The organism is Indioceanicola profundi, from assembly GCF_003568845.1.
Classification (GTDB): Bacteria; Pseudomonadota; Alphaproteobacteria; order Azospirillales; family Azospirillaceae; genus Indioceanicola; species Indioceanicola profundi.
Genome location: NZ_CP030127.1, coordinates 485560 through 511563 on the forward strand (window position 1 = coordinate 485560; position 26004 = coordinate 511563).

General features: G+C 65.9%; 21 protein-coding genes. 15 read left to right on the top strand and 6 right to left on the bottom strand.

From position 1 onward, the window contains the following. The first annotated feature begins 258 nt into the window (after positions 1-258). A complete protein-coding gene (locus tag DOL89_RS18460) occupies positions 259-903 on the top strand; it encodes a LuxR C-terminal-related transcriptional regulator (RefSeq protein ID WP_119680838.1) in 645 nt (214 codons plus the stop codon). A gap of 168 nt (positions 904-1071) precedes the next feature. Here the strand turns inward: DOL89_RS18460 and DOL89_RS18465 are convergent, their stop codons facing one another. Beyond that, positions 1072-1668 carry a cysteine hydrolase family protein gene (locus DOL89_RS18465; RefSeq protein ID WP_119680839.1) on the bottom strand — a complete coding sequence of 199 codons (597 nt, stop codon included), beginning with the start codon at positions 1666-1668 and terminating at the stop codon, positions 1072-1074. Positions 1669-1879: 211 nt separating this feature from the next. Here DOL89_RS18465 and DOL89_RS18470 point away from each other — a divergent pair, with 211 nt between their 5' ends. From DOL89_RS18470 to DOL89_RS18490, 5 genes are all read left to right on the top strand, one after another. Further along, the gene (locus DOL89_RS18470; RefSeq protein WP_205574734.1) at positions 1880-2836 is read left to right on the top strand and encodes a TIGR03571 family LLM class oxidoreductase; all 957 of its coding nucleotides are present in this window, start codon (positions 1880-1882) and stop codon (positions 2834-2836) included. A 215-nt stretch (positions 2837-3051) separates the two neighbouring features. After that, positions 3052-4002, top strand: a complete 951-nt coding sequence (locus DOL89_RS18475) for a tripartite tricarboxylate transporter substrate binding protein (protein WP_119680841.1) — start codon at positions 3052-3054, stop codon at positions 4000-4002. A 24-nt stretch (positions 4003-4026) separates the two neighbouring features. Next, positions 4027-5559, top strand: coding sequence for a tripartite tricarboxylate transporter permease (locus DOL89_RS18480; RefSeq protein WP_119680842.1), 1533 nt, complete (start codon positions 4027-4029; stop codon positions 5557-5559). Beyond that, positions 5549-6019, top strand: coding sequence for a tripartite tricarboxylate transporter TctB family protein (locus tag DOL89_RS18485; RefSeq protein WP_119680843.1), 471 nt, complete (start codon positions 5549-5551; stop codon positions 6017-6019). The genes DOL89_RS18480 and DOL89_RS18485 overlap by 11 nt, the downstream gene beginning before the upstream one ends. 45 nt (positions 6020-6064) lie before the next feature. Beyond that, complete coding sequence (locus DOL89_RS18490) at positions 6065-7129, top strand: tartrate dehydrogenase (protein WP_119680844.1); 1065 nt, start codon at positions 6065-6067, stop codon at positions 7127-7129. A gap of 39 nt (positions 7130-7168) precedes the next feature. Here DOL89_RS18490 and DOL89_RS18495 read toward each other — a convergent pair whose 3' ends face one another. Next, the gene (locus DOL89_RS18495) at positions 7169-8056 is read right to left on the bottom strand and encodes a LysR family transcriptional regulator (RefSeq protein WP_119680845.1); all 888 of its coding nucleotides are present in this window, start codon (positions 8054-8056) and stop codon (positions 7169-7171) included. A gap of 99 nt (positions 8057-8155) precedes the next feature. On the opposite strand from DOL89_RS18495, the gene DOL89_RS18500 reads away from it, so the two are divergent. The 7 genes from DOL89_RS18500 (at position 8156) to DOL89_RS18530 (ending at position 14985) form a co-directional block, all read left to right on the top strand. Next, positions 8156-9325, top strand: a complete 1170-nt coding sequence (locus DOL89_RS18500) for a mandelate racemase/muconate lactonizing enzyme family protein (protein WP_119680846.1) — start codon at positions 8156-8158, stop codon at positions 9323-9325. Positions 9326-9339: 14 nt separating this feature from the next. After that, complete coding sequence (locus DOL89_RS18505) at positions 9340-10413, top strand: tartrate dehydrogenase (protein ID WP_119680847.1); 1074 nt, start codon at positions 9340-9342, stop codon at positions 10411-10413. 287 nt (positions 10414-10700) lie between these two features. Next, positions 10701-11093 (top strand): DUF350 domain-containing protein, encoded by a 393-nt coding sequence (locus DOL89_RS18510; RefSeq protein ID WP_119681357.1) that lies wholly within the window; start codon positions 10701-10703, stop codon positions 11091-11093. A gap of 18 nt (positions 11094-11111) precedes the next feature. Further along, positions 11112-11933, top strand: a complete 822-nt coding sequence (locus DOL89_RS18515) for a coiled-coil domain-containing protein (protein WP_119680848.1) — start codon at positions 11112-11114, stop codon at positions 11931-11933. Between the two features lie 12 nt (positions 11934-11945). After that, the gene (locus DOL89_RS18520) at positions 11946-12590 is read left to right on the top strand and encodes a DUF1190 domain-containing protein (protein WP_119680849.1); all 645 of its coding nucleotides are present in this window, start codon (positions 11946-11948) and stop codon (positions 12588-12590) included. A gap of 5 nt (positions 12591-12595) precedes the next feature. Further along, a complete protein-coding gene (locus tag DOL89_RS18525) occupies positions 12596-13879 on the top strand; it encodes a glutathionylspermidine synthase family protein (protein WP_119680850.1) in 1284 nt (427 codons plus the stop codon). A gap of 8 nt (positions 13880-13887) precedes the next feature. Continuing rightward, a complete protein-coding gene (locus DOL89_RS18530; RefSeq protein WP_119680851.1) occupies positions 13888-14985 on the top strand; it encodes a potassium channel protein in 1098 nt (365 codons plus the stop codon). 36 nt (positions 14986-15021) lie between these two features. Here DOL89_RS18530 and DOL89_RS18535 read toward each other — a convergent pair whose 3' ends face one another. The 3 genes from DOL89_RS18535 to DOL89_RS25030 form a co-directional block, all read right to left on the bottom strand. Then, entirely contained in the window at positions 15022-15507 is a 486-nt protein-coding gene (locus DOL89_RS18535) for a Mut7-C RNAse domain-containing protein (RefSeq protein ID WP_119680852.1), read from the bottom strand. A gap of 89 nt (positions 15508-15596) precedes the next feature. After that, positions 15597-18731, bottom strand: coding sequence for an ATP-binding protein (locus tag DOL89_RS18540; protein ID WP_119680853.1), 3135 nt, complete (start codon positions 18729-18731; stop codon positions 15597-15599). Positions 18732-18948: 217 nt separating this feature from the next. Then, complete coding sequence (locus DOL89_RS25030) at positions 18949-19116, bottom strand: hypothetical protein (protein ID WP_162937666.1); 168 nt, start codon at positions 19114-19116, stop codon at positions 18949-18951. Between the two features lie 231 nt (positions 19117-19347). Between DOL89_RS25030 and DOL89_RS25870 the strand changes: the two genes are divergently transcribed. Then, entirely contained in the window at positions 19348-22050 is a 2703-nt protein-coding gene (locus tag DOL89_RS25870) for an endonuclease/exonuclease/phosphatase family protein (RefSeq protein ID WP_119680854.1), read from the top strand. Between the two features lie 69 nt (positions 22051-22119). Here the strand turns inward: DOL89_RS25870 and DOL89_RS18550 are convergent, their stop codons facing one another. Beyond that, positions 22120-22371: a hypothetical protein gene (locus DOL89_RS18550; RefSeq protein ID WP_119680855.1), complete on the bottom strand. Its 252-nt coding sequence runs from the start codon at positions 22369-22371 to the stop codon at positions 22120-22122. A 398-nt stretch (positions 22372-22769) separates the two neighbouring features. On the opposite strand from DOL89_RS18550, the gene DOL89_RS18555 reads away from it, so the two are divergent. Beyond that, on the top strand, positions 22770-25994 hold the full coding sequence (locus DOL89_RS18555) for a PAS domain-containing protein (RefSeq protein WP_119680856.1): 3225 nt from the start codon (positions 22770-22772) through the stop codon (positions 25992-25994). The last annotated feature ends 10 nt before the right edge of the window (positions 25995-26004 follow it).

Genomic DNA, 26004 nt, shown 5'->3' on the forward strand with positions numbered 1-26004 from the left:
CTGTCGGTTCGTGCCTATGCGCCTCCCTCCACCTCCTCCATCCAGCGGGGCGGTGCGCGGCCCGGTCGGATCGGAGAGCTCCAGTGGGATAGCCCCTCGCCATCCTGGTCGCTGCGCATAGGCCGAATGGTCCGGCAGGCCTATCACCCGACCTGCGATATGGGCGGTGGTTTCGATCTTTTGGGCGGGTTGGCGGCTGGGAGAAAGAGGGGCAAGCTTAGCGCCAAGTTTAATGGCTGACCTTCAAGAGGATTGACGATGCGGCAGGTGAATATCCTTCTGGTCGATGGGAGCACCCTGTTTCGCCAGGGCTTGAAGCAATTGTTGCCCTCCGAATTCAACGTCGCCGGCGAAGCCCGCGACTTTCGGGAGGCCCTGGAGGTGCTGCGCCAGGGTGCCACGCCGGAGCTGATCCTGGTGGACTGCCCCGCGCCGACCGTCCAGGAGGCTGTTTCCGAGCTGGGCCGGGCGGCTCCCGCCGCGCGGATTGTCTATCTGGCCGATGTGGCGGAGCTGGGGCGTCTGCGCGCCGCGCTCGAGGGCGGCGCTGCCGGCTACATTACCAAGGACCGGTCGCCTGAAGCGCTGGTCCAGCAGCTCCGGCTGGTGCTGATGGGCGAAAAGGTCTTCCCGGCCGATCTGGCCCAGCAGCTTGTCATGGGCGGCGGCACCCGCGAGGTGTTCGAATCCCACAAGGGGCTGTCCCAGCGTGAGAATCAGATCCTCCGGTGCCTGCTGGAAGGCCAGAGCAACAAGATGATTGCCCTGAAGCTGAACATCACCGAGGCGACGGTGAAGGTTCACCTGAAGAGCCTGCTGCGCAAGATCAATGCCTCCAACCGCACCCAGGCGGCCATTTGGGCGATGAACAACGGCATCAGCGCAATGGAAGCGGCGGCCTGACGGCTTGCAGGGCGCGCCATCGCGCCCTGCTCAAGTGGCACTGGGGGATTCGGCGACGGCCCGACAGGGCCTGCTCGCTGAATCCCTCGGTCGCGTTTTCCGGCCTGTTCCGGCCAGGGGCCGTTTCCAGCGGCCCCTGGCATAGGAAGAATGTGGATGCGGCGATGGCTAGTCCGGGATCGCGTCCGGCTTGTCGACGACCACTGCGAACATGTCCCTCAGCATTGCCAAGCTGGCGGATTGCAGCGCGCCCGCGGGTACCGGCGTGCCGTCATGGCCCGGTAACGAGCGTGTGGCCGTGGCGCTTGCCACCACGACGGGACGGTGCCCCAGGCTGAAAGCATTGCGCGCGGTGGAATTGATGCACATGTGGGTCATGAAGCCGGCCAGCACGAGGTCGCGTCCGCCCTCCTGCGCCAGCGCTTCGGCCAGTTCCGTGCCGACGAAGGCGCTCGGGAAGTTCTTTACGATCACCTGTTCCCCGGGCCGGGGCGCCACGGCATCGCTGATCTGCCCGATCTCCTCCCGCACGTCATAGGGGCTGCCGGGGCCAGCGTCGTGCATGATGTGGAAAATCGGGATGCCGGCCGCCCGCGCGCGGTTCAGCAGCTTCGCCGCTTCATCCAGCGCCTCTTCGACTCCTTCCAGTTTCATCACGCCCTGGCGGTAGGTGTTCTGGCAGTCGATCATGACCAGGGTGGAGCGGCCCAGGGGAGCCGGCTCGCGGCTCAGCCCCGAAAGGTCGCGAAGCGTGGTGGAAACCATGGCAAGGCCCTTGCTGGGTGTCAGGAGCCATGGACGTTAGCACCCCGCGCCGCACCGCTCCCTTGTACTTTGGGTGCAGATCGGGGCCGGGCAGGACGGGGCCGGGCTGTGTCACAGCGGAACCGGGATTTTCGCTGGAGCATGCCCTGGATGCATCCTGTCCGTTGAACCTCTTGCGGACAGCCCCGCGGCATGAGGCAGTCAGGAGTCGCTGGTGACAGACGATCCGGCCCCGAATTCGGCAATCCAGCGGCTGTTCGCGGAAGGACGGTTGTCGCTTGGGCTGGTTCTTCCCATTGCCGTCGGGCCCTCGGGCATTGTGGACTGGCAGGCGCAGTTGGGGCTTGCAAGGCTGGCCGACCGGTTGGGCTTCGCCGCCCTCTGGGTCCGGGACGTTCCGCTGAACAGTCCGGACTATCCCGACCCGGTCGGGCATTCCGACCCTTGGACCCTTCTGGGCGCCCTGGCCGCCGGTACGGAACGGATCGCGCTTGTCACCGGCGCGATCGTGCTGCCCTTGCGGCATCCCCTCCATGTGGCCAAGGGCGCCGTTTCGGTCCAGAGCCTGTCGAACGGCCGCTTCGTCCTCGGTCTCGGGTCCGGTGACCGGCGGGAGGAGTTCGCCGCGTTCGGGCGCGATCCGGCGGCGCACAGAAGTCTGTTCCGTGAGGGATGGGAGCGCGTGGCCGCCGCCTTGGGGCCGGACGGCGCGGTAATCCCCGACATGCCAGACGGGCAGGGCGGCGCTTTCGAACTGAAGCCCGCACCGCGCGCACATATTCCGATGCTGGCAGTCGGATCGGCCGGCCAGTCGCTGGAGTGGATCGCCCGCAATGCGGCGGGGTGGGCGACCTATCACCGCGGATACGAAATCCAGAAGGATCGTATCGCCCTCTGGAGGGCGGCCCTGGCCAAGACACGGCCTGGCGCTTTCCGAAGCCTCAGCCAGTCGATGGCGCTCCAGCTTCTGGACGATCCCGATGCTCCATTGCAGGATATCGATCTCGGCTACCAGTGCGGCCGAAATGCCTTGGTCGGCGCGCTGGACGGGCTACGGCGACTCGGCGTGCATCACGTCATGCTCAACCTCCCCCGCGCTGGGCGCCCGCCGGAGAGCGTGCTGGAAGAGTTGGCCGGCGAGGTGATGCCGCGCATCGCCGGCGGCTGAACCGTCTCTTCCGGCCAGTCCGAACACATGATGCAGGATGAGCATGCGATTATGCCGAATGCGTATTCGCACGGGATGAGAGCTGCCGGTACGGTTCGAAGAATAACAAAAAGAACGCCCGCGCTGCCCGACCATGGGGATGTAGGTCCCAGCGGACAGCCGGAGAAAAGGCCGGAGCGGAACGAACCGCCCGGCAAAACGGAGGAGGAAACACCATGCTCAAGACGCTCGCGGCCGCTGTGCTGGTCGCAACCGCTGCATTTGCCGGGCCGGCCATGGCCGAGTATCCGGAGCGGCCCGTGAACTACATCATTGCCTTCAATCCGGGCGGCGAGTCCGACGTGGCGGCGCGGCTTCAGCAGCCCTATTGGGAGAAGATCACGGGCAAGCCGCTCGTGATCCAGTATCAGGCAGGTGCGGGCGGGGCGCAGGCCTGGTCGAAGCTCAACAGCATGGAGGGCGATGGCTACACGATCATGGGCACCAACCTGCCCCATACGATCCTGCAGCCGCTGGAGAAGGATGTCGGCTACGAGACGGACGATCTCGTCCACGTCAACTTCTTCCACTATACGCCCGACGCGATCTTCGTGCCGGCCGACAGCCAGTTCAAGACGCTGCAGGATCTGATCGACTATGCCAAGAAGAACCCCGGCATGGTCACCTTCAGCGGCTCCGGCTCCAACTCCTCCAACCATCTGGCGCAGCAGCGCTTCGACGAGCTGGCGGGTGTCAAGACCACCTACATTCCCTTCAGCGGCACCGGCCCGGCCATGACGGCCGTGCTGGGCAAGCAGGTTACCGCCGGTTTCAACTATTCGACATCCGCGGTGAATGCCGGCGACAAGGTCCGCATGCTGGCGGTCTCGTCCGATGAGCGCATGTCGAACTTCTCCGACACGCCCACCTTCAAGGAGTTGGGCTTCGACCTAGTTGGCGGCGCCTATCGCGGCATCGGCGTGCCGAAATCCACGCCGGAGGACATCCGCAAGGCCATCTCCGACATCGTCACCAAGATCAACCAGGACCCGAAATTCATCAAGCAGATGGAGGATGCCGGCTTCGTCCTGACCGACATCCCCTATTCGGAGATGAAGGCGTTCATGGATGAGCGGAAAGCCTTCTACACGGACATTGCCAAGAAGATGGGCATCGCAAAGCGCTGAGGCTGTAACCGGAGGCGCACCGCCATGGAAGTGCTAGGCTACCTCATCGACGCGCTGACGCCGCTCAACCTGCTGCTCGCCGTCGGCGGCGTAGTGTTGGGAACGGTGATCGGCGCTCTGCCGGGCCTGTCCGCGACCATGGCGGTCGCTGTCCTGGTCCCCTTCACCTTCGCCATGAACCCGGCCTCGGCCCTGATCGTGCTGGGAGCAATCTATACCGGGGCCATTTATGGCGGCTCCTACGCCGCCATCCTGGTCAATACGCCGGGCACGCCATCCTCGATCGCGACGACCTTCGACGGCTATCCGATGGCGAAGCGCGGCGACGGCACGCTGGCCGTGACGCTCGCCACCGTATCGTCAGTCATCGGCGGCATCGTGGGAGCGCTGTTCCTTCTGCTGCTTGCGCCGCCGCTCGCCAACTTCGCGCTGGCCTTCGGGCCGCCGGAATATTTCTGGCTGGCCGTCTTTGGCCTGACTCTGATATCGGCACTGTCGGTCGGCAATCTGCTGAAGGGGCTGATCGGGGCTTGCTTCGGCCTGCTGCTGGCCATGGTGGGCGTGGCCGTGGTCGGCGGCGATATCCGCTTCACCATGGACAGCCAGATTCTGCTGGGCGGCATCAATGTCGTGAGCGCCCTGATCGGGCTCTACTGCATCCCCGTGCTGATCGACCTGGTCGCGACGCCGGACCCCCACCTGAAGGTGGAGCAGGAGCTGGGCGGCTACCGGCTGAAGGAGGCGCTGTCCATCGCCTGGCGGGGCAAGGTCAACGCGATCCGCAGCTCCGTGCTCGGCACATTGATCGGCATCCTGCCCGGTGCCGGCGGGTCCATCGCCAGTCTGGTCGCCTATTCGGAGGCGCGCCGCAGCTCCGCACATCCCGAGCGCTTCGGCACTGGCGAGCCGAACGGGATCATCGCAACCGAGTCCTCCAACAATGCCACCGTGGGCGGCGGTTTCATCCCGACTCTGGTGCTCGGCATCCCTGGAACGCCGCCCGACGCCATTATTCTCGGCGCCCTTCTGGTCCAGGGCATCAAGATCGGTCCGTCCCTGTTCACTGAGCAGGGCAGCATCGTCTACACCTTCATGTTCGGGCTGCTGATCGCGACCGTCCTGATGTTCCCGGTCGGGCTGCTGCTGGGCCGCTACGCCTACAAGTCGATCATCACGATCCCGAAGGCAATGCTGGTACCTGTTGTCGCCTTCATGACCGTGATCGGCAGCTTTGCCATCCACAATAATCTGGACGATGTGCTGGTGATGTTCGTCCTAGGCGTCATCGGATGGGTGCTGAACCGGTTGGGCTTTCAGCCCTCGCCCATCGTGCTTGGCCTTGTGCTCGGGCAGATTGCGGAGCAGGGCTTCGTCCAGTCCTACCTGATCGGCAATGCGCAGGGGAACGTGCTCGGCATGTTCTTCGGTCGCCCGCTCAGCCTTGTCATTGTGGCGCTGGCCGTGCTGACCCTGTTCTATCCCCTGATCGCCAAGCGCTGGGGCGTCAAGAAGCCGTCCTCCGTGACGGCAACGGCGGAGGCCCGCAATGCAGACTGAAGCCAAACGCCCGGACTACGGCACCATCGTCGTATCCGCGATCTTCATCCTTCTCGGCATCTGGGTGCTGTCGCAGACGGGGGAGATGAGCCCGCTCGGCTCCGTCTTCCCGCGCACCATCGCCACCGTGATGATCGTCTGCTCGGCGGTGCTGATCGTGGTGACGCTGCTGCGTGGCCGCAAGCTGCAGGCGGCGGCCTCCGGCTCAGTCGAATCCACGCCGCGCCGGGTGGCGCTGATCATGGTGATGGGAGCCTGGATCCTGCTGATGCCGGTGCTGGGCTTCTTCACCACCAGCCTGATTGCCTTCGTGGCCCTGCTGGCTGTCGCCAACTACGACCCCTTGCCGGCCCGCACCATGGCTTGGTACGCCCTGGCGGCGGTGCTGACAGTCGGGGCTTTCTACCTGCTGATGACCAGGGTGCTGCTGGTGCCCGTGCCCAAGGGGCTGCTGTTCTGATTATCCCCGCCGGTTCGGAGGCGGGAGAGGAAGGAGAAGGTTCACATGCCCAAGTACAAGATCGCGGCCATCCCGGGCGACGGCATCGGGACGGAGGTGGTGCCGGAGGGCATCCGTGTGCTGGAGGCCGCGGGCCGGCGCTTCGGCATCGAGTTCCAGTGGGACAATTTCGACTGGAGCTGCGCCCATTACCAGAAGCATGGCTGCATGATGCCCGCGGACGGGCTGGACCGGATCCGCGGCCACGACGCCATCTTCCTGGGTGCGGTCGGCTTTCCCGGCGTGCCCGACCATGTCTCTCTCTGGGGCCTGCTGATCCCGATCCGGCGCGAGTTCCAGCAATATGTGAATCTTCGCCCCGTGCGCCTGCTGCGCGGCACCACGACGCCGCTGGCCAACCGCACCGCGGCCGATATCGACTTCTATGTGGTCCGCGAGAACAATGAGGGCGAGTACTCCGAGGTCGGCGGGCGCATGTTCCGCGGCACGGAGAACGAGGTCGCCATCCAGGAGGCGATCTTCAGCAGGCGCGGCGTGGACCGCATCCTGCGCTACGCTTTTGAACTGGCGAAGAAGCGCCCGCGCAAGCACGTCACCTCCGCTACCAAGTCCAACGGCATCGTCCACACCATGCCGTTCTGGGATGAGCGCTTCGCCAAGATGAAGCAGCATTATCCCGATGTCGGCACCAGCCAGTACCACATCGATATCCTCTGCGCCCACTTCGTGCAGCATCCGGACTGGTTCGACGTGGTGGTCGGCTCCAACCTGTTTGGCGACATCCTCTCCGACCTGGGACCCGCCGTGGCCGGTTCCATCGGCATCGCGCCCTCGGCCAACATCAATCCGGAGCGGGACTTCCCCTCCATGTTCGAACCGGTGCACGGCTCCGCCCCCGACATCGCCGGCAAGGGCATCGCCAACCCCATCGGCCAGATCTGGTCGGGGGCCATGATGCTGGAGCATCTCGGCCATCCAGAGGCGGGGGAAGCGATCCTGGAAGCTATCGAAACCGTGCTTGCCGATCCGGCGGCCCGCACCCGCGACATGGGCGGCAAGGCCACGACCGAGGAATGCGGCAAGGCCATTGCCGAGGCGCTGGGCGGCTGAGGTTCGAACCCGCGCCGGCGGCCTGCCGCCGGCGCGGGATCAGCCGAGAAGCTTCCAGAACGCTTCGGCCGCCGGGCTCATGCGGCTCCGCGGCCGGAACAGGCGGATTTCCAGCGGCACGTTCCAGCTCTCATCCCCCGCCGGGACGAGGGTGCCGCGTTTCAGGTCGTCCGCGACCAGCGTGGCCGGCATCCAGGCGATGCCGCGTCCCTCCCGCACCATGGTGCGAAGCAGGACGGCCAGATGCGCCACAAACACCCCGTGCAGCCAGACTTCGCGCCCGGACAGCATTGCTGCCACTGCACGGCCCAGGCCTGACACCTCCGAATAGGCCAGATAGGGCAGGGGCGCCGCTTCGGTGCCGGGCAGCCGCATCGGCGCCGTGCCTGCCGCGTCCGGAGAAACCACCGGGATCAGCATGTCCTCGCCGACCTGGATGGAGCGGAACTGGCGCGGGTCCAGCCGGCTTGGCGCGCCGCCATGCTGGTGGCAGAGCAGGAACTGGCTCTGACCATGGGCGATCAACCGTTCGCATGCGCTCATGCTGTCGGATTCCAGCCGTACCGCCAGCGGCGGGGCTTCCGCCTCCAGCGAGCGCAGCCAGGCCGGGAAGAAGGTCAGAGACAGGGAATGGGTCGCGGCGAAGCGCAGGGTGGACATGCCTTCCCCCTCCGCCTGCCGGGCCTCCTCACGCCCGCGCTGAAGCTGGCGGATCACCTCGTCCGCTGCCGGGCGGAAGCGGTGGCCGGCATCGGTCAGCTTCACCGGCTGGCCGGTCCGGTCGAACAGGGTGGCGCCCACCCAGTCCTCAAGCGCTCGAATGCGGCGGCTGAACGCCGGTTGGGTCAGATTCCGGGCTTCAGCGGCACGGGAGAAGCTGCCCAGTTCGGAAAGGGCGAGAAAGTCTTCGATCCAGGCGAGTTCCATGGTCCTCCGCAATGCCGCCGAGGCATGAAGGAATGCCAATGTGGCATTCGCCCCCCGGCGCGTCCATCCCTAGTCTAGGGGCAACCGAGGAGGAACCCCATGCGCATCGTCGAAATCCGCGAGAAGACTGTCTCGATCGCTTCGAACATCGCCAACGCCTATATCGACTTCAGCAAGATGACCTGCTCGGTCGTCGCCGTGGTCACGGATGTGGTCCGCGACGGCAAGCCGGTGGTCGGCTTCGGCTTCAACTCCAACGGCCGCTACGGCCAGGGCTGCCTGATGCGGGAGCGCATCGTGCCGCGCGTGTTGGAAGCCGATCCGGACACGCTGGTAGATGAGGCGAACGGGAATCTCGATCCCTTCGCCATCTGGGACCGGATGATGATCAACGAGAAGCCGGGCGGGCATGGGGAACGCTCCGTCGCGGTCGGCACGCTGGACATGGCGATATGGGACGCCGTCGCCAAGATCGAGGGCAAGCCGCTCTACCGCCTGCTGGCCGACCGCTATCGCGGCGGCGTCGCCGACGACAAGGTCTGGGTCTATGCCGCGGGCGGCTATTACTCGCCCAACAAGGGCAATGACGCGCTCAGGGACGAGATGCGCAGCTACCGCGACCGCGGCTACAAGGTCTGCAAGATGAAGGTTGGGCTGGCCCCCCTGGCCGAGGATCTGAAGCGCATCGAGGCAGCGTTGGAGGTGGTCGGCGATGGCCAGAACCTCTGCGTCGACGTCAATGGCCGCTTCGACATCGACACCGCCATCGCGTTCGGCGAGGCGATCAAGCCCTATAATCTGCGCTGGTATGAGGAGGTGGGCGATCCGCTGGACTACGCCTTGCAGGCCGAACTGTCGAAGCATTACGAGCTGCCCATGGCAACGGGCGAGAACCTGTTCTCCATGCAGGATGCCCGCAATCTGCTCCGCTTCGGCGGCATGCGTCCCGACCGGGACATCCTGCAGTTCGACTGCGCCTTGAGCTACGGCTTGGTCGAGTACATGCGCACGTTGAAGATGATGGAGGAGCATGGCTGGTCCAGCCGCCGCATCGTGCCGCATGGCGGGCACCAGATGTCGCTGAACATCGCGGCCGGCCTGCATCTGGGCGGCAACGAATCCTACCCCGACGTCTTCAAGCCCTTCGGCGGCTTCGCCGACGGCGTTGCTGTCGAGGACAGCTATGTCGGCCTGCCGCAGGTGCCGGGTATCGGCTTCGAAGCGAAGTCCGAGCTCTACGCCCTGCTCCGCCGCGAGCTGATGGACTGAGGAGGGGGCCGATCATGCGCGAATACAACATCGCCGCCATTCCGGCCGACGGCATCGGCCCGGAGGTCATCCACGCCGGCCTCCGCGTTCTGGAAGCGCTGGAACGCCGTGTCGGCGACATGAAGCTGCATGTCCAGGAATTTCCCTGGGGCTCGGACTATTACAAGCGGCATGGCGTGATGATGCCGGCGGACGGGCTGAAGACCCTGAAGCCCTTCAACGCCATCTATTTCGGTGCCGTCGGCGCGCCGGACGTGCCGGACCACGTCACGCTCTGGGGCCTGCGCCTGCCGATCTGCCAGGGCTTCGACCAGTACGCCAATGTGCGCCCCACCAGGGTCCTGCCCGGCATCACACCGCCGCTACGCAATTGCGGCCCCGGCGATCTGGACTGGGTGATCGTGCGTGAGAACTCGGAGGGCGAATATTCCGGCAATGGCGGCCGCGCCCACCGCGGCCTGCCGGAGGAGGTGGGCACCGAGGTCGCCATCTTCACCCGCGTCGGCGTGACTCGCATCATGCGCTATGCCTTCCGCCTGGCCCAGTCTCGCCCGCGCAAGTTCCTCACCGTGGTCACCAAGTCCAATGCCCAGCGGTTCGGCATGGTGATGTGGGACGAGATCGCGGCGGAGGTGGCGGAAGAGTTTCCGGACGTCACCTGGGACAAGATGCTGGTCGACGCCATGACCGTGCGCATGACTCTGAAGCCGCAAAGCCTGGACACCATCGTCGCCACCAACCTGCATGCCGACATCCTGTCGGACCTTGCCGGTGCGCTGGCCGGAAGCCTGGGGGTCGCCCCCACCGCGAACATCGATCCGGAACGCCGCTTTCCCTCCATGTTCGAGCCGATCCACGGCTCCGCCTTCGACATCACCGGTAAGGGCATTGCCAACCCCATCGCCACCTTCTGGACCGCCGCGCAGATGCTGGAGCATCTCGGGGAGAAGGACGCGGCGGAGCGGCTGATGCGGGCGGTGGAGCGGGTCACCGCGTCCAACATCCTGACACCGGACGTCGGCGGCACCGCCACGACAAAGGACGTGACCGATGCCGTCATCGACGCGATCCACAGCTCCAACGTCTGAGCCGGCGGGCGGAAACGGATTCCGCCGCGCGGTTACGGTGACACGCTGCGCAGGCCCCTGAACATGAATAGAACATCGGTTCGGCATCCCAGAATGCCGAACCAGCCCTCCGGCGGGGCATCCGGCACGGTTCCGGACGGTTTCGAGCATGTCACCGAAACAACGTGCAGCCGTCCGGACCGGGCCGCCGGATGACTTTCGGCATTGCAACGTTCCGGTGACCGGATAAGCTCTCCCGCGCCTGTGCGCCGCTTGTGGTGCCGCTGGCCAAGGAGGATGCGACCGGCATGTTCGAGACCCTACCTCTCTATTTCCTGTTCCTCGGAACCGGCGTGATCCTGATCGCGCTGGCGGTGGCCATCTATGTGATGATCACGCCCTACCGGGAGATCACCCTGATTCGCGAGGGCAACAGCGCCGCCGCCATCAGCCTGGGCGGCACGGTGATCGGCCTGTCGATTGCGCTGTTCAGCATCGCCTCCGGTACCTATGACGTGCTGGATCTGGCGCTCTGGGGCGCTGTGGCGCTGGCCAGCCAGATCGCAGTGTTCGTTCTGGTCTCTTTCAAGCTTCCCGGCTTTCGCCAGGGAATCGAAAGCGACCGTGTCGGTTACGGCATCACGCTCGGCGCTTTCTCGATTGCCATGGGCATTCTGAACGCCGGCAGCCTCAGCGTCTGACGTCCGGAGATTACAGCCATGATGCAGTTCTTTCGTACCCTCCTTGGCGTGAAGGGGGAGAATCTCGGCCGTCAGATGGTGGACGCCATCGTCGACCTCGACCCCAAGAGCGCGTCCGCGGCCCAGCTCCGGGTCATGGAGGAGGATCTGGACAAGGCCGGCAAGCTGCTGACCCGGCTGCGCGCGGACTTCCAGCGTGAGCGCAAAGAAGCCATTGAGGCGCGTGAGAACTATACCCGCCGCATTGCCGCGGCAGAGCATCTGAACAACCAGCTCATGGCCGAATCGGACCCCAACCGTCGCGCCAGCCTGGAGGGCAGCCTCTCCACCCTGCTGACCCAGCTCGAGGAGCTGGAAGGCGAGGTGCTGGTGGAGGAGCGCGAGGCGGAGGAGGCGGAAACCCTGGTCGCGGAGGCGGAAGCCGCCTACCGGGAAAAGGCCAAGGCCCTGGCCGATGCCAAGACCGCCCTGACCCGCGCGGAGCGCGACATGCAGCGCGCCAAGATGCAGGAGGAGCGGGAGCACGAGCGTGCGAACCGCGCGGCCGAGGTGGCAGGACTGCGCCAGGGCAGCGGCTCCAAGCTGACTGTGGCGGTGGACGCCATGAACCGGCGGGCCGAGACGGCCCGCATCAATGCCGAGGCGGCACGCCTGAAGGCGCAGGCGCTGGGCGACCTCTCCAACCGCGACAAGGCTAGCCTCGGCGATCCGAATATCGAGGCGGCGCTGAGGGCCATCGGGAGCGGTGGCGCTCCGACGCAGGGACTTCATGACCGGCTGGCGAAGCTGACCGGCAAGCCCCCTGCGCCGAAAGCCCTTCCAGGGCCGGAAAAGGGATAAGGGAGACGCGAATTGGCCAAGGTTCCAACCACCGATCCGACTTCCCCGCCCGCGGCGCGGCGGCGGCGCTCGCGGTACATATCGACGCTCCTGCTGGGCGCCGCCGCCCTCTCGCTGTCCGGCTGCGGAGAAGAGGCCGTGGAGACGGAGGCGCGGGTCTTCCCCACAGTGGAAGCCTGCCGTGCCGAGTTCCCGGCGGAGGAATGCGACAAGGCCTTCGAGGCATCGCGCGACATCCACCTGCAGACCGCACCCCGCTACGCCAGCGTCGCCGAATGCGAGGCGGAGAACGGCCCCGAGGCCTGCCAGCAGACGGTCATGGCGAACCCGAATGGCGGCGTCAGCAGTGTCTTCGTTCCGGCGCTGATGGGCTTCATGCTGGGCCGGGCGCTGGATGGCGGGCGCTATCCCTATGGCTTCGGCTATGGCGGCCGCAATTACTATCCTCGTCCAGTCTATGTGGACCGGGACGGATTCCTGCGCAGCGGTTCCCGCACCATCGGCCAGGTGCCCGGCGGGCGTGACAGCTTCCTGTCCAGCCGCAGCGCCAGCACGGTGACCACCACGACCACCCGCAGCGGCGAGGTGGGCAGGCCAACCCGGACCAGCCGGGGCGGCTTCGGGCGAAGCTCTGCCCGGTTCGGCGGCGGAGGCTGACCACCATGCGGCGCGTCGAGATCACCCCCCGGCCGGACTGGCGCGCCAAGATGGAGGCGCTGGGCTTCGATTTCCACACCATTCCGTCGCCGGAGGACCCCTCCGGCATCTATTGGGATGAAAGCGCCTACTGGCTTCTCAGCGAGGCGGAAGTGGATTTGCTGGACGACGCCAGCGTCGAACTTCACCGCATGTGCCTCGCCGCAGCGCGGCGCATCGTCTCCGAACGACTTTACCCGCTGCTGAACATCCCGCCGGACGTGGTTCCCGCCATCGAGGCGTCCTGGAAGCGGCATGAGGCGGGGGAGGAGTTCTCCCTCTATGGCCGGTTCGACCTCGCCTTCGGCGGGCCCGGCCATGGCGACGGCATGCCCAAGCTGCTGGAATACAACGCCGACACGCCTACCGGCCTATACGAGGCGGCGGTTGCGCAGTGGGCTTGGCTAGAAGACGTCTTCCCCGAAGGCGACCAGTTCAATTCCATCCATGAGGGGTTGGTGGAACGCTGGCAGGAGCTGCTGCGCCGCGACCGCACCCTGGCGGAGGATCCGGCCCGCCGCGCCGCCGGGGCTGCCGGGCAGCTCCACCTGACCTGCGCCATGCCGCACAAGGAGGATGAGGGCACGCTGCGCTATATCCAGGACACCGCGACCGAGGCTGGCCTCGCCACCAAATCCATCGCCCTGGGCGACATCGGCTGGACGGAGGAGGAGTTCGGATCGCAGCCGCGCGGCTGGTTCAGCGACCTGGAGGAGGTGGAGATCACCACCCTGTTCAAGCTGACCCCGTGGGAATGGCTGGTCGAAGACGAGTTTGGCGGGCATCTGCTGCGCCTCTCGCAGACTGGCGCGGTCCGGACCATCGAACCGGCCTGGAAGATACTGCTGTCGAACAAGGGGCTGCTGGCCGTCCTGTGGGAGATGTATCCCCATCATCCCTATCTGGTGGAGGCGCATTTCGACCGTCGGGCCTTCGCCCCCGGCACGCGGGTCGTGGCCAAGCCCCTGCTGGGGCGCGAGGGGGCCAACATCAGCGTCGCCACCTTGGGCGAGGGCGGGGTCGTGCAGGGCCGCCCTGAGTTGGAGACCGCTGGCCCCTATGGCGAGGAGGGCTATGTCTATCAGGCCTGGTCTCCCGTCGCGAACGCCACGGACAGTACGGGGCGCACTCTCCACGCGGTGGTGGGGGCCTGGATGGTGGGCGACGCCTGCCGTGGGATCGGCATCCGCGAGGACATATCGGCGATCACGCACAACACCTCGCGCTTCGTGCCCCACAGGTTCGAGTAGGCCCCGAATTGCCGAAGGTACTGCACGGACTTCTCAACCTGAAGCGCCGCCGCTGGCGCGATCTCTGGGGTCGTACGGAACGCTGGTGGGTTCTGCCGCTCTATCTCGCCATCATCTTCGTGCTGCATGTGCTGGCCATGATGGTGCTGGAAGGCCTTCCGCTGCTGGATGCAGTCTGGCTGACGGCGACCACCATCGTCACGGTGGGATATGGCGACGTATCGGCGAAGACAGCCGCCGGCCGCATCGCCACCATGCTTCTGATGTATGTCGGTGCCATCTTCGTGGTCGCCGTCGCCATCAATGACTGGCTGGACGCCAAGGCTGACAAGGCGGAGCGCATGGTCCGCGGGACCTGGAGGTGGAATGTGGAAAACCATGTCCTGATCATCGGCACGCCGGAACGCGACGCGCTGGAATATTTCCGCCGGCTGGCGAAGCAGATCCGGTGCGGCCGGGGCTGGACGGAGGCGCCGGTGCTGCTGCTGACCCGCGCCTTCGACGGGCAGGGGCTTCCGGCCGCTCTGCGCGATCTGGGCGTGGTTCACCGCACCGGCGACGTCGGTACACAGGCCGATCTGGAGGCCTGTGACGCCACACTGGCCCGTGGCATCATTGTACTGACCGACCATGAGGCGGAGGATGCGTCGGACGCCCGCACCTTCGACCTGCTGCACCGCCTGCGTGAAGCCGGCTACAAGGGGCCGATCGTGGCGGAATGCGTGGCGGACGCGAACCGGCCCCGCCTGATGGCCGCCGGCGCCACCTCTCTGGTCCGGCCGATGCGTGGTTTTCCAGAGATGCTGACCCGTGCCCTTTTCGCGCCGGGCGCCGAGCAGGTGATCGAGAACCTGTTCACCGCCGAGGGCGACGAGTGCCTGCTGATCGACCTTCCCGCCCCCGCGCGAATGACTTGGCTGGACGTGGTCACCCGGGTGGTGGGTTCCGGCTGCGGCATTCCCATCGCCTATCGCACGCCCGGCGGCACGGTGGTCAGCAACCCGCCCGGCCGGGAGACGATCGAAGCGGCTGGCCTTTTCGTCATTGTCCATGACGTGCAGGAAGCGCGCGCCCGCGATGTCATCCACGCGGCCTTGGCAGGCTGATCCGATCCTTCCCGGCCCGACTGCGGAAGGACCGGTTCAGCCCTCCGGCGCCGATACGGGGGGACTTGCGGCACGCCAGCGCTCAAGCTGTGCAGTCATGCGCCGGACATGACTGCCCGGCCAGAACACCCGTCCGCAGCATGGACAGGTCCTGAACGGACCCGGTAGCACCCGCGACTGGGGCGGAATGCCGGCGATCTCATCCTCTTCCGCCGGACGCAACGGCGTGTTGTCGAGCATGCAGCGCGTGAATGGCGCCTTGGTCCAGTCCAGGCCCAGCCGGTCCGCGAGCAGTGCTGCATGTGCGTCCGGGTTCTCACCGGTCAGCAGCACGCTGTCGATTCCGTCACCGGCCTCCCGCACGAGCTGGCGATCGCGCGTGATCAGGACCCGGCGCTCGGCACGGCAGAGACCAATGAGGGTCGCGTCGGGCGTGCCGGGCTCGGCCAGGGTTGTGTCATGGCCGGCGGCGCGCAGCCAACGGGCAAGGTTCGCCAGCATCTCGTCGCAGAGCAGTCGCACGGTCGCGGTTCCGCAGTCCTGGGCGGCAGAGGCTCCATACCCAACCCGACTCTGGACCGGATCGGTTCCCGAAGCCGGTCGCGGGCGCGTCAGGCCGGCATCTTGCCAGCCGTAACGGCATCCACCACACGCAGCAGCTCGTCCATCTGGTAGGGCTTGCGCAGGAGCTGCACATCGGCGGCCTGGGCGATATCCTCGCTGTATCCGGTGGTCAGCAGCACTGGAAGATCGGGGCGCAGCCGCCGCGCCTCGCGCGCCAGCTCCACCCCGTTCAGCCGGCCTGGCATCACCACGTCCGAGAACAGCAGGTCGATCCGCGTCCCGTCGGTGAGCAGGGGTAAAGCCTCATCCGCAGTCGCCATCCGCGTCACTTCGAAGCCGGCCTCCTCCAGCGCCGCCTGGGCTGTGGACGCCACCGCTGGATCATCCTCGACCAGCAGCACACGTCCGCCGCGCTGCGCCATGGCCGCGGCAGGGCGCACAAGCGTTTCGACCGCGCGGGGAGCCGCTATGCAGCGTCGCAGCAGCAAAGTCACCGTCGTGCCCTGGCCAGGGCTGCTGCCGATGCGGGCGGTGCCGCCGGCCTGGCGCGTCAAGCCGTAGACCTGCGCCAGGCCGAGCCCGGAACCCTTTCCAACCTCCTTGGTGGTGAAGAACGGCTCAAAGGCGCGCGCGGCGATATCCGCCAGCATGCCGCTGCCGGTATCGGTCACCTGAAGCCGGACGAACTCGCCCTCCATCCCTGACGGGTCATCTGGGGAAAGGAGCACATTTTCCGCCGCTATGGTCAGGGTGCCGCCGGACGGCATGGCGTCGCGCGCATTGACCGCCAGGTTGATCAGGGCCAGCTCGAACTGCGTGGGGTCCACCTCAATGGTCCAGAGGCCGGGCCCGAACCGCGTCACCAGTTCGATGTCGGCGCGCAGGGCACGCCTTAGCAGCTCGGCCATGCCAAGCACCTGGGCGCTTACATCCACCGGCTCCGGCCGCAGGCTTTCCCGCCGTGCGAAGGCCATGAGCTGCTGCACCAGTTTGGCGCCGCGGTCCACGGCCTGCTGGCCAGCCTCCAGCAGAGGCTTCACAGCCGGCTCCTGCGTCCGACGTCCGACCATGGCGAGGCAGCTGGAAAGGGCCTGAAGCAGGTTGTTGAAGTCGTGCGCCACGCCGCCGGTGAGCTGACCGACCGCCTCCATCTTCTGGGCATGGCGGAGCTGTTCCTCCGCCTGATGCCGCACCGTGATCTCCTCGACCACACGCTCCTCCAGCCCTTCATTGAGCTGTCGCAGCTGCTCTTCCGCTGCCTTGCGCTGAAGGATTTCGCTCTGGGCCGCCTGGAACAGCCGGGCATTGTCCAAGGCCACGGCAGCCTGCGCCGCAAGGCTCAGCAGGCTTTCCTCCGACCGGGCACTGAACATGCCCGGCTCGGGATGGCCGAACAGCAACCCGCCCAGGATTTCGCCTGAGCGGAGCCGAACCGGCACGGCCATATAGCTGCGCACCGGCAGATGTCCCTCCGGCATTCCGTGGAAAGGCGCATTTCTGCCATAGCGGGGATCGCGGGTGATGTCGTCGGAACGGATGAGGCCTTCGCCGGCGAAGGTCGGCCCGAACACGTCCGTTTTGCGCGGCAATGGAAAGGCGGAAAAGGCTTCGCGCGGGGCGCCCGACAGGGAATAGAGCATGTACCGCTCCCCCTTCGCTCCCACGGTGCTGTAGAAGAAGGCTCCAAATCTGGCCCCGGTCAGCGCCACCCCCGCATCCGTCACGGTCTGCACCAGACGCTCCAGATCCAGCTCCACCGCCATAGCTGCCGCAGTGCGGTTGACGACCTCCAATGCTCGCGTGCGCTCGCGCAGCGCCTCCTCGACCCACTTGCGCTCAGTGATATCGTAGGAGATGCCCACCAGCCGCATCGGGCCGCCGGCGGCGTCGGTCAGGAATTCTCCGCGTCGGGCGAGCCACCGCTCCTCCCCTGTATCGGGACGAATGATGCGGTATTCCAGGTAGTCGGTGGTGGTCTCGCCCCGGATCGTTCCTACCCGGCTTCTGTCGTCTGGATGTATGATCCGGGCAAGCTCCTGGAGCGTCACGTAGCGGCGGGGCGGAATGCCCCAGAGCCGGCAGAATTCGTCCGACACGGTGAGCTGCCCCGGCATGGGCTGGTTCAGCTCGAAGGTGCCGATCCCGCCGGTTCTCTGCGCGATGAGCAGCCGCTGCTCGCTTTCCCGGCGGGCATCCGCCGCTGCAGCCAGCGCCGCCGCCACTTCGTCGACCTCCGCCAGTCCCGACTGCTGCGGACGGAACGGCTCCCCCAGGCTGACCGCGCGGGCCGCGTCGGTCAGGGTCCGGATCGGCTCTGAAATCCTGCCCGCCAGATGCCGCGCTGCCAATGCTCCAAGCAGCAGCAGCAATAATCCTCCTCCTGCGACCGCCAGAAGGGAGTCTTGAAGGCGGCGGACCACTGTTGTGGTCGGCAAGCCAATGGCCACGGTCCAGTCCGAGACTTCCGACCGGCTGAAAGCGGTGATGAGGCGCACGCCTTCGAGGTTGACGGCGTCTCCGGCCCCTTCCGTGCCTGTCGCAAGCATGGCCGCCAAGCTGGGTGTCACCGGCTGCCCGACGAATTCTTCGGGGCGGCGGTTCCGCGCGATGTGCGTGCCTTCACTGTCGATGATGGAAACCGTCCACCCTTCCGGAATTCGCTGACGCGCCAGCAGATCCGCAAAGGCTGAAGCCGGTAGCCCAAGCGTCAGTTCATAAACCGCTTTTCCGTCGAGCAGCACCGGAACGCTGATGCCCACGGACGGACGGCGCGACACGGCGCCGATGAGCAGATCCGAGATGACGGGCTTGCCGGTGGCGAACACCTCGTCAACGTCTTTCAGGCCGGCGCGCCTGGGAAGGGGAGTACCCTCCGCAACCAGCGTATTGATGAGCTGCTGTCCCGAACGCTCGGACAGGATCAGGTTTGCGCCCTGCGGCTGTCGGTTCAGGACCTCATCTGTCTGGAGGCGGAAGTCGAGAAGGTCCCCCGCGCGCAACGGACGCGAGATGGCAAGCACCTCGAGCGCCCGAATCCTGCCTTCCAATTCCCTGTCCAGAGCCAAGCGGAGGGCGCGGGCCGTCTCCAGCGTCTGGGCACGGGCGTGGTCCAACTCGGCCGAGTATCCCTGGACCAGCAGCACTACCGCGAGCAACAGGGGCGGCAAGGCGCTGACCAACATGAGCCCTAGAAGCCGGGCGCGTATTGTCAAGTTGCTGCGTAGCGTCTGGGTCAACGGAAGCACAGGCAAAAGTGGCGGAGCGGCAGGACATGGGGCACTGTCCGCACCATGCCCTACCGGACAGACCGGACGGGATTAAACTTTCGGACTAGCTCCCGATCCTACCGCCATTGCAGGCTGATTTTTCCGACCATGACAAGCGAAATCCGTGTCCGGATCAGTCGATGATGATGAGGTCGGCGACTTCCGCAACCACCCGCTCAAGCTCATCCGCAGCGGCTTCGCTGGCAGCGCGGTCGGCCGAGCCCTCTTCGAAGCGGCGCTCCCGGAGAACGCGGATGCGCTCGTTCAGGGTCTCTATGTAGCTGAGCAGCCGTGCGTTCATGTCCTGCATGCTGGGCCAACGCCGCAGACCCGCCTCTGTTCCAGGCGGCACACAGCTCGTCCCGATCAATCCCGTTCGATGCCGCCTCCGACCGAAGGGGGAGGTTGTTGAAACAAATTTGGGCGCCTGCCCGCGCCGTAGTTTTTCCGTCATCCGCGGCTGACATGGTGCGGCCGCCGTCCGGGCGGCCTGGGTCGCCCGGAAATCTCGTCCAAACGGAGAAAAGCGGGCATGAGCGTCTGGATCAACGAACTGCACTACGACAATTCCGGCACCGACGACGGAGAGGCAATCGAGCTGGCGGGGGCCGCTGGAACCGATCTGACCGGCTGGTCGCTGGTGCTGTATAACGGCAATAACGGTGCCGCCTACAACACGCGCCTCCTGGAGGGACAGATCGCCGACCAGGCTGACGGTTTCGGAACCGTCGCGCTGTCCTATCCCCGTGACGGCGTCCAGAATGGATCGCCGGACGGAATCGCGCTGGTGGACGCCGCCGGGCGGGTCGTGCAGTTCCTGAGCTATGAAGGCAGCTTCACGGCTGTCGGCGGTCCCGCGGACGGGATGACCAGCACCGATATCGGCGTCGCCGAGACCTCCAGTACGTCTGTGGGCCACTCACTGCAGCTCACGGGGACGGGGGACAGCTACGGCGATTTCACCTGGGTCTCCGCCAGGGCGGGAAGTTTCGGCGCCGTTAATGCCGGACAGACCCTGACCGCGACCGACGGGCCGGATGAGGGCGGCGGCGACCCGCCCGAGGAGCCGGAGGCCGTCGCGGCCAGCATCTCCGAGATACAGGGTGCTGGTCACAGGAGCGGCATGGATGGCCGGCTGGTCACCACCAGCGGCATCGTCACGGCCGTGGACGGGAACGGCTTTTATATCCAGGACCCGACGGGCGACGGGGACCAGCGCACCTCCGACGCCGTCTTCGTCTTTACCCGCGCGGCTCCTCCCGCCGGCGTCCAGGTCGGCGCCGCCGTGACCTTGACCGGGACCGTGCAGGAGTTCCAGCCCGGTCAGCCCAGCGACGGCAATCTCACCATCACTCAGATTGCCGGTGCCGACATCACGGTAACGGCACAGGATCAGGCACTGCCGCAGGCCGTCGTGCTGGGGAGCGGCGACGGTGCCCGGATGCCGCCCACGGCCACCATCGACGATGACAGTCTCACCAGCTTCGACCCGGCCACGGACGGCATAGATTTCTATGAGAGCCTGGAGGGCATGCGGGTGACGGTGCAGGACGCCGTCAGCGTGAGCACCACCAGCACCTTCAGCAACAACAGCACGGGCGAGATCTGGACCGTTGCGGATGGCGGGGCGGGGGCGACCGGCTTCTACTCCGACGCTTCCGGCGCCGGTATCACCATCGCGGACGGCGACTACAATCCGGAACGTATCCAGATCCAGTTCGACCGGGACATCGCCCCGGGACTGTTCACGGATACGGGCACATTGCGCCCCGAATTCATCCTGGAGCGCGGAGCCGAGCTGGGCAGCGTTACCGGGATCGTTAATTACGCCTTCGGGAATTACGAGGTCATCGCGACCGAGCAGTTCGATCCGGTGGACTTCTCTCCCGTGGATGAGGTTACCGGCCTGAACGGCGGGGCGGACCGGCTGACTGTCGCCAGCTACAATGTGCTGAACCTGGACCCCAATGACAGCGACGGAGACAGTGACCTGGAGGACGGCCAGTTCAACGCGCTTGCCATTGACATCGTGGAGAATCTGAAGACGCCTGACATCCTCGGCCTTCAGGAGTTGCAGGACGGCAGCGGCAGCGCCAATGACGGCACCACCTCCGCAGCCTTGACGGCCCAGACGCTGATCGAAGCGATCGTCGCAGCCGGCGGGCCGACCTACAGGTTCGTCGAGGTTGCTCCGGCGGACAATACGTCGGGCGGTGAGCCGGGCGGAAATATCCGTACCGGCTTCCTCTACAATCCCGACCGGGTGGATTACGTGGCGGACTCCGCCGAACTGGTCGGCCAGTCGAGCGTCGAGTCCGACAGCCCGTTCTATCGTAGCCGCCAGCCGCTTTTAGCCGACTTCACCTTCAACGGCCAGACTGTGACGGTGGTGAACAACCACTTCGCCTCGCGCGGCGGCAGCGACCCGCTGTTCGGCAACACCCAGCCTCCGGCCAATTCAGACGAAGCCCAGCGCGAGGCTCAGGCCGCCGCTGTTGCGGATTATGTGGATCAGCGACTGGCCGAGGGCACGGACGGCAACGTCGTCGTGCTGGGCGACTTCAACGGCTTCGCCTTCGAGCGCTCCTTCGACCTGCTGACCCGCGACGGCGAACTGCTGACCAACCTGGGCGATACGCTCGCGCCGGAGCAGCGCTACAGCTATGTGTTCGAGGGAAATAGCCAAGCCATCGACCATATCCTGGTTAGCGGCAATCTGCTGGACGAGGCGGAGTTGGACTATGTCCACCTGAATGCCGGGCGGCTGACCGAGGCGGCCAGCGACCACGATCCGGTTCTTGCCAGTCTGCTGGTCGAAGCGCCCGTCGTGACGGCCGGCGGCAATGGACAGGACATCCTGTCCGGCCGTAGCGGGCGGGATGTGCTGTCGGGCGGTAACGGCGTGGACCGGCTGTTCGGAATGGCTGGCGGGGACCGGCTGGATGGCGGTAACGGCGCCGACATTCTGGACGGGGGCGTCGGGGCGGATGTTCTGACCGGCGGCCGTGGCGCAGACCGCTTCGTCTTCCGGCCCAGGGACGGCAGGGACATCGTCACCGATTTCGGCAATGGGCCGGATATGCTGGATTTCACCGCCTTCGGCTTCGCCGATGCGGAGGATGCGTTGGCCCTGGCCAGAGTCGTCGGAAATGCTCTTGTATTCGATCTGACGGCCACCGACAGCGTGACCTTGATCGGCCGCGGCCAGCTTGCGGAATCCGCTCTGCTGGTCTGATCCGGCGCGGGGGCGGCCGGCTCGGTCGCCCCTTTCCGCCCGCGGGATGCGCCGCCTATCCGCTGGGCGTCAGGAGCTGGCAGTCACGCGTCGGACCAGATCCACATCCGGCGCATCTGCCGCCAGATACAGGGATGCCAAGCCGAAATGCAGCAGTCCCGGCCCCGGCAGCAGCGACTCCGGACGGCCATCGGCCTTCATGACGTCATGTAGCATGTTGGCCAGCCGGACATGCTCCAGCGGCTCCATCTCGGCGATCAGCCGTACCGCATCTTCGGCCGTGGGCGCGCGCGTCGGCTTGGGAAAAGCGACAATCGACATACAAATGGCTCCGATCCTGTGCCGGTCGGGCCACGATAGCGCCTCGGCGGGCATCCGGAAGATCGTCCGGGCGGCATAAAAGCTGCAACTTTGGTTCTAAATCGGAAGTGCGGGCGCATTACTCACCCTCGTGGAAGTCGCCTTTCTACGCCGGACAGCCTTACGTCCCTGGATCAAGGGCGCGCTTAAGGGGCGGTTAATACTTGTCATCTACCTCTTTTTCGTGAGAGCGCCAGGCGGGCTTCGAACCGGTCGATGGCGGATGGAGAGCCGGGGCCTGTTCCGGCGAGCAGTCTGCCGGAGGGATTGCGGATAGGATGTCGTCCCGCTTGCAACCAGACAGCCTGGCTCTGGAAGAGGCGAAGGGGCCAGCAGCGAATGCATAAGGCCGTCAGTCCATGCCGGCGTTGAGCATCGGTTGCCCTTCGGACCTGCTGGGGCACCTTGTGGCGGCGAGCCCGGCCGCGCTTTTCGCGGTCAATGCGGACGGGTGCTTCGCATATCTGAATCCGGCCTGGGCGGAAATCACAGGTTTCGACGCCGCGGGCTCGCTTGGCAGGCCCTGTCTCGAGTTCGTGCATCCCGAGGACCGCTCCCGACTTGCCGCGAACATGGCGAAGCTGATCTCGGGGCAGGAGGCTGTTACGCGCAGCGAGTACCGCGCCAAGCACCGGCACGGCGGCTACCGCTGGGTGGAAGTCCGGACACAGGCGTCGTTGTCTGCGGACTATCATCTCACCTACCTGTTCGGCACCATCTCGGACATCGACGAGCGCAAGCGCAACGAGGCTATCAGCCAGGGTGAACAGGCTATCCTGGAGGCGATGGCCGGCGGAAGCGAACTCCGGGACCTGTTCGACCGTATCTGCCATCTGTGCGAGAGCCTGGTCCGGAACAGCCGCGCCTCCATCCTGGTCCTCGACGAGGAGCGCCTGCATCTCCGCTTCGGGGCGGCCCCGAATCTCGCGGCGGACTATAATGCTGCCATTGACGGCGTGCGCATCGGCCCGAATGTGGGGTCCTGCGGGACAGCGGCGTTCAGTGGCAGGCCGGTGCTCGTCTCCGACATTGCGTCGGACCCGCTCTGGTGCGACCACAGTCATCTGGCGCTTCGGCAGGGGCTCAAAGCCTGCTGGTCCTATCCGCTGATCGTGGATACCGGTCTGGTGCTCGGCACGCTTGCCGTCTATCGGACGGAGTCCGGCGTCCCCGACGGATGGGAAAGCGAGGTGTGCCAAAGGCTCGCACGTCTGGCGGCGTTGGCGGCCAGGAAGCATGAGGCAGAAGAGGCGCTGAAGGCCAGTGAGCGGCGCTTTGCCCTGGCGGTAAGGGGCGCCAATGTCGGTATCTGGGAGGTGAATTTCGGGCGGGGCAGCATGTTCACCTCCCCGATCTACCGCGAACTGGTCGGCCTCGATCCGGACACGCCGACCCGCTGGTCCTATCCAAAGGAGATACTGCCCGCTCATCTGCTGGAACGCATGCATCCGGACGACCGGGCACGCAGCCAGTCCGCCATGCGCCGTCATCTTGATGAGCATGTTCCCCTCGACGTGGCCTACCGGATCTGCCGGTCGGATGGAGGCCATAGCTGGTTTCATGCCAAGGGGCAGGCGGTATGGGACGAGGAAGGCCGCCCGATGATAATGGCCGGGTCCATTGTCGATATCACTGTTCAGGTGTTGGCCTCGGAGCGGCTTCGGGAAAGCGAGCAGCGCTTCCGCGACTTCGCCGAAACCGCGTCGGACTGGTTCTGGGAGACGGATGCCGATCTCCACATCACCTCCGTATCGAACTGGATTCTGGACAATCTCGGCGTGGACCTGGCCGATGTGATTGGCCGGCCCCTTGTCGCCATCGTGGCGGAGGATACGCGGACGGCCAAATGGCAGGAGCATATAAATTCGCTCCGCTCCTGGCAGCCGTTCCGGAATTTCGAATATGATTACCGCCATCCGAACGGGGAGCTTTGCCGGTATCGGATTAATGGAAAGCCCGTCTTCTCGGCCGAAGGCAGGTTCCTGGGCTATCGGGGTACTGGAACCGATGTGACCGCTGAGCGCCGTACCCTCGCGGTTCTCGAAGTGCGGGAGCGGCAATTGTCCCAGGCGCAGCGGATCGCCAGGTTGGGCGACTGGCGCTGGCGGGTGGGTGACAGCCGGTTGGAATGGTCGGATGAAATGTACCGCATCTTCGGCCTGGAGCGGGGCAGCTTCGATCCGGTCCTGGAGGAAGTGCTGGGCTTCCTCCTGCCCAGGGATCGGGTCCGTGTCGCGGCGGCGCTTGAGCGGGCCGTGGCGGAGGCCCATCCCTTCGAGGCGGAACACCGGATGCTGCGCCCGGATGGCGAGGTGCGGGTTCTCTGGGTGGAAGGCCGATGCGAGCTGTCCGACGACGGACAGGTCACGCATGTCTTCGGCATCTGCCAGGACGTGACCGAGCGGGTGCGGCAGCAGCAGGCGCTCGAACAGCGGGAACGGGAGCTTCTTCACGCCCAGCAGATCGCACGCATGGGGCATTGGCGGCTGGCGGTGGACACCGGCGAGTTGGAGCTGTCTCAAGGTTGCCGCAGTCTGCTGGGCGTCCAGCCGGGCCAGGAGGACCTGTCCTGGCAGAGGTATCTGGTCCGGATTCATCCGGATGACCGGCCCGAGGTGATCGAGAAACTGGACGCCTGCATCGTCGACGGTAGGGCGGGGCGGTGGGAATACCGGGTCCGCACTTTCCACGAGGAAGAGCGGATCATGGCGGTGGAAGGCCAGTGCGAGTTCGATGCGGTTGGCAATGTGATCGCCATGTTCGGGATCATCCAGGACGTCACCGAGCAGCGGCTGCTACAGCAAAAGCTGAGGGCCGCCAAGGAAGCGGCCGAGGCGGCCAGCCGCGCGAAATCCACATTCCTGGCGACCATGAGCCATGAGCTGCGTACCCCGCTGAACGCCGTTATCGGCTTCAGCGACATTCTGGCGTCGGAAACGCTGGGTCCGCTCAGCAACGAGCGTTACCGGGAATATGCGGAGGATATCCACCGCAGCGGTCAGCATCTGCTCGAACTCATCAATGATGTGCTGGATACCGCACGGATCGAAGCGGGGCAGGTCGTGCTCCAGACCGGCCCGGTGGATATGGAAGCACTGGCGGCTGAAGCTGTACGGCTGCTTCACCATCAGGCGGATGCCGCCGGGCTCAACCTCGATCTCGTACTGCCTGCGCCTGTGCCGTTGATCCGGGCGGACCTCCGCCGGCTGCGGCAGGTTCTGATCAACCTGCTGGGCAACGCCATCAAATTCACGCCCGCTGGGGGCCGCATCAGCCTAGAGGTCGCGGGCGGAACCGGGGCGGTCGAGCTGATCGTGGCGGATACGGGCGTCGGCATCCCACCGGAGCGCATCCACGACCTTGCCAAGCCATTCACGCAGGTCGGGGAGAATGTCCTGTCCCGTCGCCATACCGGCTCCGGCCTCGGGCTCTATATCTCCCGCTCCCTGGTCGAGTTGCATGGCGGCACGCTCAGGATCGAAAGCACGCTCGGAGCGGGGACGCGGGTTACCGTGCGGCTGCCGTGCAGGGGTGCGGACCGCATGCCGATCGCCGAAATGGCGGCGTCCCTGGATGACGCCTGACGCAGACATG

What these genes read in the sequence shown, in the direction of transcription:
- DOL89_RS18460 (WP_119680838.1), top strand. Translation starts at nt 259, where the DNA reads ATGCGGCAGGTGAATATCCTTCTGGTCGATGGGAGCACCCTGTTTCGC.
- DOL89_RS18465 (WP_119680839.1), bottom strand. Translation starts at nt 1,668, where the DNA reads ATGGTTTCCACCACGCTTCGCGACCTTTCGGGGCTGAGCCGCGAGCCG.
- DOL89_RS18475 (WP_119680841.1), top strand. Translation starts at nt 3,052, where the DNA reads ATGCTCAAGACGCTCGCGGCCGCTGTGCTGGTCGCAACCGCTGCATTT.
- DOL89_RS18480 (WP_119680842.1), top strand. Translation starts at nt 4,027, where the DNA reads ATGGAAGTGCTAGGCTACCTCATCGACGCGCTGACGCCGCTCAACCTG.
- DOL89_RS18485 (WP_119680843.1), top strand. Translation starts at nt 5,549, where the DNA reads ATGCAGACTGAAGCCAAACGCCCGGACTACGGCACCATCGTCGTATCC.
- DOL89_RS18490 (WP_119680844.1), top strand. Translation starts at nt 6,065, where the DNA reads ATGCCCAAGTACAAGATCGCGGCCATCCCGGGCGACGGCATCGGGACG.
- DOL89_RS18495 (WP_119680845.1), bottom strand. Translation starts at nt 8,056, where the DNA reads ATGGAACTCGCCTGGATCGAAGACTTTCTCGCCCTTTCCGAACTGGGC.
- DOL89_RS18500 (WP_119680846.1), top strand. Translation starts at nt 8,156, where the DNA reads ATGCGCATCGTCGAAATCCGCGAGAAGACTGTCTCGATCGCTTCGAAC.
- DOL89_RS18505 (WP_119680847.1), top strand. Translation starts at nt 9,340, where the DNA reads ATGCGCGAATACAACATCGCCGCCATTCCGGCCGACGGCATCGGCCCG.
- DOL89_RS18510 (WP_119681357.1), top strand. Translation starts at nt 10,701, where the DNA reads ATGTTCGAGACCCTACCTCTCTATTTCCTGTTCCTCGGAACCGGCGTG.
- DOL89_RS18515 (WP_119680848.1), top strand. Translation starts at nt 11,112, where the DNA reads ATGATGCAGTTCTTTCGTACCCTCCTTGGCGTGAAGGGGGAGAATCTC.
- DOL89_RS18525 (WP_119680850.1), top strand. Translation starts at nt 12,596, where the DNA reads ATGCGGCGCGTCGAGATCACCCCCCGGCCGGACTGGCGCGCCAAGATG.
- DOL89_RS18540 (WP_119680853.1), bottom strand. Translation starts at nt 18,731, where the DNA reads ATGTTGGTCAGCGCCTTGCCGCCCCTGTTGCTCGCGGTAGTGCTGCTG.
- DOL89_RS25030 (WP_162937666.1), bottom strand. Translation starts at nt 19,116, where the DNA reads ATGAACGCACGGCTGCTCAGCTACATAGAGACCCTGAACGAGCGCATC.
- DOL89_RS25870 (WP_119680854.1), top strand. Translation starts at nt 19,348, where the DNA reads ATGAGCGTCTGGATCAACGAACTGCACTACGACAATTCCGGCACCGAC.
- DOL89_RS18550 (WP_119680855.1), bottom strand. Translation starts at nt 22,371, where the DNA reads ATGTCGATTGTCGCTTTTCCCAAGCCGACGCGCGCGCCCACGGCCGAA.
- DOL89_RS18555 (WP_119680856.1), top strand. Translation starts at nt 22,770, where the DNA reads ATGCCGGCGTTGAGCATCGGTTGCCCTTCGGACCTGCTGGGGCACCTT.